Below are 8,436 nucleotides of genomic sequence, written 5' to 3'. Positions count from 1 at the left end.
CTGCTCGGCCGCCTCCAAGGCCTGCGCCTCACCGCCGCGAGCGGCATCGAGCGCCACCGCGGTCGCCTCATCGGCCTGCTCCGCGGCTCGCTTCCACGCCGCAGCCCACACTGACTGCACCATCGGCGTCATCGCCTCAGACAGATCCGGCGCCTGGGGCACATCCCCAGCCGCCCCGCCGGCGTGCTCACGCATCCACGCGGCCACCTCGCCGATCCGCACTCCCGCCTCGCGCTGCACGGCCCGCACGGTGACCTTCTCACCCCGCGCGAGCAGCACCCCGTACGCTTTGGCGATCTTCTCCGACGTCGACATGGCAAGCCTCTCCGGGTTCGGTACTTGGTAACGGGTAACCGGTAACGTTACTGGTTACCGATGTTACCGCAGCCGCGCTCGGCGGGTAGCCCGCGTGCCGTTGTGTCGCGGTGGCCTCGGGGTGATGCTGCCCGTCGGCGCGGACAACCCCGGCGCCAAGCCAAATGATGCCGCTGAGTGGCCGCGAGCGGAGCGAAGGGCCTGTGCGGGCAGGACCATCGGTCGGCGCAGTTAAGATCCGCATATGTTAATCGCTGCGGACGACCCGGCTGGGTTCGCTGCTGATCAGCTCCACGAGCGGGTCCTCTAATGGCAACGCTTGAGGGGCAAGTTCGCGCTGCCAGCGATGCCATCGACACGAACATCTCGATGATCACCGCGGACCGAGGGTTCCTCTCGAAGAACGTTCTGCAGTACCTCCGCGATCTCGTCGAAGCGATGATCGTTTGGGCGCATACGGGCGATCCAGCGCTGCGCTTCACTTACCAGACGCAGTTCGACCCCGCTCGTGACTTCGCGAAGGCGCAGGCCAAGTACCGTCCGCTGACGCGCTTTCACGCCATGCTGCAGGTCAGCGTGTCCCACTTCACGCTCGACAGCGACCCTTCCGAGCGGCTGATGTTGAAGTACTACGAGTACCTGCTGCGCACGCGCCAGATCGCGAAAGATCACCTCGGCACCGATATCCTGCGAAACCTCGAGCTTTTCCCTCTCGACCTCGATCCATTGCTTCGCGAGTACCACGAGAAGATCGCGGCCCAGATCGCAGCGCCGGGCTCGGCGCCTCCGGGCGGTCCGCGACGCGATCGGTACTACGTCCTCAGTTCGCGGCCCTTCTATGCGAGTAGGCGGATCTACTACGAAGTCACCTTCGCGCCGGCGCACAATAGAACGAGCAAGTTCGACCGCATCATCGGCTTCACCAACATCGAAGTGTCGGACTCCTACGCCGCGAACATTGAGTTGGAGCGCAGCTCAATCGCTGTGTTCGGACAAGCTATGCCGATCGTCCTGATTCGCTCGTGGGAGGTGTCGATACGTCCCTGCGAGTTCAACAATTACGCGCGCTTTTTCGGTCAGCAGACCAAGGTGCAGGCGGGGCAACTCGAGTACCGCAACCTCATGCAGTACCTGACGACCACCAAGTTCAGCCTGCTGGACTTGATCGATATGCCCGATGCGGACTTCGGGCGCATTCGCACGTGGGCGACCGACGGCATCAAGCGGTCGGACGAGATCTTCACCATGCTCCAGAGCTCGCGAGACATCATCCGACACAACCGGCCCGGTTCGCGGATCCTGCGTTACCTGCTTCTGGGTATGAACAACATGGTGGTACGAGCGCAGTACCAACCAGAACGTTGTGGGCCGCTGTCGAACCTACATCTCACTCCGATGTCACGCCCCTTCGACACCATGCCCTTCTGTTCCTACCCTCGCCGCCACACACCGCGCTTCTTCGACCTCGCCACGGCGCTCAGCAATGAGGGGCGCGAGCACGAGTTCTTGGCTCGCCGCGTCATGAACAACGTCGAGCAACACGGCACCATCTACACGCCGGACACCGAGCTCGAGGACCTCGGCGACCTCGATCAGCTGGTCGCGAAGTACAACGGCCTCCTTCCTCCGACAGAGAAGCACAAGCCGCGGGTCATGGAGCACGACAAAGGCCATGTCCTCATCACCGGATATGAAAACGACTCGGTCACGATCATCAGCAAGCTTCAGGCAATCGCGGCAAGCGGTCTCGCTAATCACGAGACTGACGCGAGGGCATGGATCGATGCCAACCCATTTGAGATTGACGATGAGCTGAAGGCAGACGCGCTGACTCGGTTGTTTGCGGAGTCCAAAGTCGCCCTCATCTACGGTGCGGCCGGGACCGGCAAGACCCGCATGGTGGAGCACATCTCCAAGTACTTCGACGGCACTCGGCAGCTTTTCCTCGCCAAGACCAACACCGCCGTCGACAACCTTCGTAGTCGCGCCGATTCGAGCGATGCGCACTTCAGCACGATCGACAGCCACTTGGGAAGCGGGTCCACGAGCTGGATGCACTTCGATTTGCTCGTCATTGACGAGTGCAGCACCGTCGGCAACGCCGATCTGCTGAAGGTTCTAGATAAGACCTCGTTCGACCTCCTCGTGCTAGTCGGCGACGTCTATCAGATCGAGTCAATAGAGTTCGGCAACTGGTTCAGGACGATCCGCTCATACATCCCGCCCGACTCCGTGTCTGAGCTCACGGAGCCGTACCGCACGAACGACGGTGCCCTACTGACGCTCTGGAACCGAGTGCGGACGCTCGACGACAGAATCGAGGAGTCGATCTCTGGAAGCGCGTACGCCGGGGCGCTTGATGGATCGCTATTCGCTCGCGTCGACCCGGACGAGATTGTGCTTTGCCTGAACTACGACGGTCTCTACGGCATTAACAACATCAACCGCTTTATGCAGACGAGTAACCCGAACCCCGCCGTCGTGTGGGGCGATTCAACTTTCAAGGTCGGCGACCCCGTTCTTTTTAACGAGACAGACCGGTTCCGGCCGGTGATCTTTAACAACATGAAGGGCACGATCACCAAGATCGAGTACGTACCCGGCCGGATCACCTTCGACGTTGACATCAAGCGAACCGTGACGACAGCGGATTTCTGGGGTGCGGACCTGCGGTGGGTGTCGGACACCGTCGTGCAGTTCGACGTGCTCGAGCGTGCGAATACTGATGACGATGACGACTCCTCGACCACGGTGCTGCCGTTCCAGATCGCGTACGCCGTCTCGATCCACCGCGCGCAGGGCCTCGAGTTCGCGAGCGTTAAAGTTGTGATCACAGACGCCAGTGAGAAGCGAATCTCGCACAGCATCTTCTACACCGCCATCACCCGGGCTCGTCAGCATCTCAAGATCTACTGGACACCCGAAACGCAGAAGCGAATCCTCAGCCGAATGGTCGTGAGCGAGAACATCAAGGACGAGGCGCTGCTGCGCGCGCGGCGGGGCGTCGCTGCGGTAACCCAGCGGCCGCGTATGCAGCATGTGCGGCGGGTTCCCTGAACGCGCATCGACGCTCCGCAACGAAGAGAGACAAGTTGCCCCGCACACTCCGACGTTGTACGGTTTTACGTACAGGAGGTTCGACATGAAGACTATGAGCTACACCGAGTCCCGGGCACGCTACGCCGAGGTCCTCGACGGGGTCACCAATGACCGCGAAGAGGTCGTCATCACCCGTGCTGGCCATGAGCCGGTGGTCATGGTCTCCCTCGAGGACTACGAGTCACTGCGCGAGACCGCCCACCTGATGCGATCCCCGGCCAACGCCCGCCGGCTCTTGGACGCAATGGAGAGGCTCGAGGCCGGCCGAGGTCAGACCCGCGAGCTGCTCGACGCCGACTGACATGCTGCTCGTCTGGGATGAAAACGCCTGGCAGGACTACCTCTGGTGGCAACAGCAGGACCGCAAGATCCTCAAACGGATCAATTCCCTCCTGCTGGATATCAAACGCAACGGCAATGACGGGATCGGCAAACCCGAACCCCTCAAATACGACTTCGCCGGATATTGGTCCAGACGAATCACCGACGAACACCGCCTCGTCTACAAAGTCACCGACACCGAAGTACGTATCGCCACCTGCCGCTACCACTACGGGTGACCTCGAGGCCCAAACCGATACGAACGAGATGCAGTTCGCGAAACACCCTTGGCCTCAATCGCCGAGGAATGTGATCGCGTCTCATTCATTCCTGTGATGCATACTGTGACTCTGCAATAACTGCCATCACTGTAGGGGGAAGCAATGGCTCAGCAATTTCAGGTCAGGTTCATCGACGATCTCGATGGAACCGACCTGGGTGAGACGTCGAACACCATCTCGTTCGCCTTTGAGGGCAAGGAATACTCCATCGACCTCAGCGACGACAACGCCCAGGCGTTCCGCGAGGCCGTAGCGCCGTACATCGACGCCGGCCACCGGGTCACCGGAAGCAAGGCCAAGACTGCCCGCAAAACCGCGGCCACGTCCGGGGACACTAAAGCGATTCGCGAGTGGGCCCGCAACAATGGCTACGACGTCTCCGACCGCGGACGCATCCCTGCCGACGTCATGCAGGCATACGCAGCCGCGAACTAGCCCCGGTGACCCACGGGGGCTAACAACTGAGAAAGCCAACCCATGACCTACATCCAGAGCGGCGGCAGCGCGTACTCGATGATGGACTGCCCCACGTGCGACAAGTCCGGCCCACATATGCCCTGGGAAGGGTTCGGGGAGTTCGTGTTCCAGTGCGAACAGTGCTTCATGGGCTTTACTGACCGTCCGCGGCTCAACTGAGGTTAGTCAGACCACCGTTCCCGGATGCTGGCCTGCGCATCTAGAACGCACACAAAGAGCCCTCACCAGCAATTATGTTGCTGGCAGGAGCGGGTGTTCGTAAGTCGGGAGTAGGCGATCTGATCGCGGTGTCTCGAGCGGCGAATTACTCTGTGGCCCTCTCCACGCCGGTAACAGTACTTGTTCCCTGTTACCTATTTCCCCTGTTACCGATGGCTCGGTAATTCGCCGCAGAATCACCTCTGGCCGTACTCGCGTACGGCGACGATGTATTCGGCGTACGTACCTGCCGCGTCAACAGCGTGGCGCTCAATGGTCGATGGGTGATAGCCCAGGACATCGGCGATGATGGCGGCCGGGGCGGTCTTGCTGAGTTCATGCAGTGTGCCGAGTCGGGCGGCGCGGGCGCTGACGAGGTGGTCTCGTAGCCGGAGGCGTAGGTGCATCGGATCGATGTGCATGCCGGGGGAATGCCCTCTGAAGACCCAGTTGCTTCTCGGGTGAGCGGCGGTCTGATCGTGGCCAGGGTTGGCCAGAAGTTCACGCCACGACCCGTCGAGCGGGGCGGGCAACACGATCGGGCCGCTGCCGAGCGTAATGGTCGCCAGGTCCTCGGTCACGGTGATGTCGTCCCAGTTCAGCGCGGCAATATCCTGGATCTGTTGGCCAAAGACAAGGACCAGTATCGCCGCGGCCTTGTCTCGTGTGGTCAGGGTGTCGCCGTCCACTATTCGGTCCAGGGCGGCGGCCTGGTCGGTGGCGCTGAGTGTGGTGCTGTTACCGCGGCGATGGCGGGGCACGGTGAGCCCTTGTGGGGCGTTCTTGGTGTCCATGGCCCAGCCGAGGAACCGATCGACGAGCAGTCGCGTGGTCGGCCCGCCGGCGATCCAGGCGTCAACCTCGCCCTGGCCGACGTCGGCGAGCGCGATGTCGCGCTCGCCGAGCCAGTTGAGGAAGTTGATCGCGACGGTGACGGTCTGCTTGCTGCGCAGGAAGGTGCCGTGGGGGACGAGGTCCATCTGGTTCATGCGCCGCAGATGGTGCCAGCGGATATAGCGGTCAATGACGGCCCGGTTGGTGTCCTCGGTCAGCCTCTCCAGTGCTGTGTCCGCCCAGGCTTGGTAGCGGACAAGCAGCTCATCACGTCGGGGCAGGCCACCGTGCTCGACTAGGAGCCCGCGCACGTAGTCGCGGGTGCGCGAGCGTGGAAGTGCATCGATCGCCTCGTGCGTGAGCTCCGGGAGGGTGGCCAACTGTTTCAGGAAGTCGGTCACGTGCCGCTGGCGGATCCAGGTCAGTCCACTGTTGGCGCGTTTCATCGATTTCAACGCCTCAGCCAGGGGGATAAGCCTCTCGGCGATGGTGCCGGTGTCCAGGTTGGTCAGCAGTCCGTCGACGGTCTCGCTCAGTGCGCATGGCCAGCACAGGCTGGCGCGGTAGATCTCGTCCTCGGCGCCGCAGCGCACGCAATCGATGTTGAGGGTGATCTGGGCGCACGCCCGGCAGGCCGGGCGCCCATCTACTCGGCCCGGTAAGACGCCGATGTGGCCGCAGTCGCAGGTGCCGCGGGTGCGTTTGGCCTGCTGGTAGCAGTAGCCGCAGATCTGATCCTCCGGGCCCCAGGTGACCACCAGCGGGTAGCCCAAGCCGCAGCGATCACACGGACACACGCGACGTAGGTCCGGGTCGTCGGGTTTGCGGGGCCTGGCCATCGGTATCGGTCAGTCCTCGTTGTCGTCCCGGACGAGTCTCACCCGGGGGGCGATCGGCTGGCCGGGTGCCACCCCCAGGTCTTCCGGCCGCTTCGGCGCCTGGGCGGTGGCCGCTGCCCGAATCTCCACGAACGGCTCGAACAACTCGCCGGGTTCGCAGTCGAGGATGTCGCAGAGCGCGGCGAACGTGCGTGCCGGGATCCGCTCTGGTGTGCCGGTCACCAGCCGGTAGACTTGACTCTCGGACAGGTTGATGCCCCGAGCCCTCAACAACGGCACCAGTTCGGTGCTCTTCCACAGGTTGCGCTGCGCCATCTGCGTCCGCAGATTCCAGCGATACCCGATGCGTCGTTGCTCAGCCATCAGCGTCTCCGTCCTGCTTCCTGCCGTGTCCGTCCAGCCGCGAAGCGATCATGTGCTGGATGGTTTTCTGTTTGAAATCGTTGCCGACCGAGGTGTACAGCCCGGTGACCGACGCATAGGCATGACCGACTTGAGTCTGCACGAACGCCGGGTCGTAGCCGGCCTCGATCAAGTGCGTGACGTAGGAGTGTCGCAGGCAGTGCAGTCCGAGCTCTTTCGGCAAGCCGGCGCCCTCGCGGGCGGCAGCGAAGGCATCACTCAAGCTACCCACTCTTATCCGCTCGGCGCGCTCGCTCGGCCATAGCGCCGCCGATCGGTCAGCGGTGGCGAAGTGCCGCCGGCCACGCTCGGTGATCCAGAATCGGAGCAGGTCAACCACCCAGTCGAACTCCGGGACCGTCAACACGGTGCGTCGTCGCGGCCCCGACCCGGTGGTGCCTTTGGCCCATCGGACGGTCACCGCGCCGAAGTCGCCGTACGCAGGCACATGCGGGTTGGGGCCGAAATCCTGCACGTCCAGCATCGCCACCTCGCGACGCCGAAGCCCATAGGCGTAGCAGACCTTGAACGCGATCGAGTCCCGCAACAGGGGAAGCCAGCGCTTACTCCCAGCAGCGAACTCACGATCGACCCGGTCGTCCACGTCATCAAAGAGTCTCTGCAGCTCCGTGGCCGTGAAGGCCCGGCGGCCAGCCGGAACAGCATCCTCGCAGGTGTGCCGCGGAGTGTTCCACTCGAACGCGATCTGGGCCGGAACATCGTCGAAGACCCGTTGGCACAGCGCACCCCACCCGTAGCTCGAGCTCGAGACGTAGGCACAGAACATCGCGATGGCATTGCTGTCCGAACGCAGCGTCGTCCAGCTCACCGGCTTCTCACCCGAGCGCCGCCCAGCCATGTAGTCATCCAGATCGACCGGCCTCCACGACCACGGGAACGTCCCGGCGAACTCCTGGAACCGGCGCAGCACCCCGCAGCGCCCGTCGATCGTTGCTCTCGTCAGCCCACGCGCCAGCATCTGCGCCCGCCAACCCTCGACCATTGCTTCAAACACGCGGTCCTCGGCACGGAACAGGCCGACCTCACCGTCGCGCAACAACCGCGGAACGAATCCCGGGACACCGTCCACGCCGACCTCCGACCCGTGGAAACCTGCATCTAATGCAAGAAACCTACGGGGCGCTGGACCGACGCACAAGCATCACATCCGCGGCGCCGACACCACGCCAGCCAACCCCGCCGCCCACCAGCGCAAACCCCATCATCCCAGGTGGACGGCAGTAACCGCACCTACCACTACTCCCGAGAGTTTAACGCCGATAAGTTATCTTATGTAAAGCCGACGATGCCGAGTTGTGAATCTCGCGAACTCGACCGCTCCCCGAACGGCTCGCACGTTCGTCCCGTCTCGAACAGCCGACGACCTGCGCGTGATCGACCAAAAAGTCGTCGCTTCAGCACCTTTCGGGCGTTGAGCGCGAAACGACCCAGATCGCCGAATACTGCTGTCACCTGTGATTACTCGTCGCGGTTCGCGTTTTTCGCGACACTTTCGCACATATCGCGAGTCGCTGGACGCGGGTGCGGAATGTGCAACCAGACCTTCTTATAGGGCTGGCTCGGATGAAATAGCCGCGACTGCGACCCTGAGTCCCGCTCGCACTGGCAACTCGACACCTCAGAACCCGGCGCTTCATCAGCAGGCGCGG

At 62.8% G+C, this 8,436-nt stretch carries 9 protein-coding genes; 5 read left to right on the top strand and 4 right to left on the bottom strand.

The annotated features are described in order from the left end of the window. Window positions 1-315: DNA-binding protein (locus G6027_RS05465; RefSeq protein WP_182636120.1), on the bottom strand; the 315-nt coding region annotated here is incomplete at its 3' end. Between the two features lie 309 nt (window positions 316-624). Between G6027_RS05465 and G6027_RS05460 the strand changes: the two genes are divergently transcribed. The 5 genes from G6027_RS05460 to G6027_RS05440 all read left to right on the top strand — a co-directional run bounded on the left by G6027_RS05460 (window position 625) and on the right by G6027_RS05440 (window position 4,652). Further along, the gene (locus tag G6027_RS05460; RefSeq protein ID WP_182636118.1) at window positions 625-3,372 is read left to right on the top strand and encodes an ATP-dependent RecD-like DNA helicase; all 2,748 of its coding nucleotides are present in this window, start codon (window positions 625-627) and stop codon (window positions 3,370-3,372) included. 85 nt (window positions 3,373-3,457) lie between these two features. After that, window positions 3,458-3,715, top strand: coding sequence for a type II toxin-antitoxin system prevent-host-death family antitoxin (locus G6027_RS05455; protein WP_182636116.1), 258 nt, complete (start codon window positions 3,458-3,460; stop codon window positions 3,713-3,715). 1 nt (window position 3,716) lies between these two features. Continuing rightward, complete coding sequence (locus G6027_RS05450) at window positions 3,717-3,974, top strand: Txe/YoeB family addiction module toxin (protein ID WP_182636114.1); 258 nt, start codon at window positions 3,717-3,719, stop codon at window positions 3,972-3,974. Between the two features lie 144 nt (window positions 3,975-4,118). Then, on the top strand, window positions 4,119-4,451 hold the full coding sequence (locus G6027_RS05445) for an Lsr2 family protein (protein WP_182636112.1): 333 nt from the start codon (window positions 4,119-4,121) through the stop codon (window positions 4,449-4,451). Between the two features lie 42 nt (window positions 4,452-4,493). After that, a complete protein-coding gene (locus G6027_RS05440) occupies window positions 4,494-4,652 on the top strand; it encodes a hypothetical protein (RefSeq protein WP_182636110.1) in 159 nt (52 codons plus the stop codon). Between the two features lie 236 nt (window positions 4,653-4,888). On the opposite strand, the gene G6027_RS05435 is transcribed toward G6027_RS05440, so the two are convergent. The 3 genes from G6027_RS05435 to G6027_RS05425 all read right to left on the bottom strand — a co-directional run bounded on the left by G6027_RS05435 (window position 4,889) and on the right by G6027_RS05425 (window position 7,856). Next, entirely contained in the window at window positions 4,889-6,283 is a 1,395-nt protein-coding gene (locus G6027_RS05435) for a Fis family transcriptional regulator (protein WP_346995638.1), read from the bottom strand. A gap of 90 nt (window positions 6,284-6,373) precedes the next feature. After that, complete coding sequence (locus G6027_RS05430; protein WP_067718690.1) at window positions 6,374-6,727, bottom strand: helix-turn-helix transcriptional regulator; 354 nt, start codon at window positions 6,725-6,727, stop codon at window positions 6,374-6,376. Further along, entirely contained in the window at window positions 6,720-7,856 is a 1,137-nt protein-coding gene (locus tag G6027_RS05425; protein WP_067718693.1) for a site-specific integrase, read from the bottom strand. Before G6027_RS05425 ends, G6027_RS05430 begins: the two co-directional genes overlap by 8 nt. Between the last annotated feature and the right edge of the window lie 580 nt (window positions 7,857-8,436).

The sequence above is a fragment of the Dietzia sp. SLG310A2-38A2 genome, assembly GCF_014145095.1.
GTDB lineage: Bacteria > Actinomycetota > Actinomycetes > Mycobacteriales > Mycobacteriaceae > Dietzia.
The sequence above is the reverse complement of the archived record's forward strand: the minus strand, read 5'-3'. Positions and strand labels throughout refer to the sequence as shown.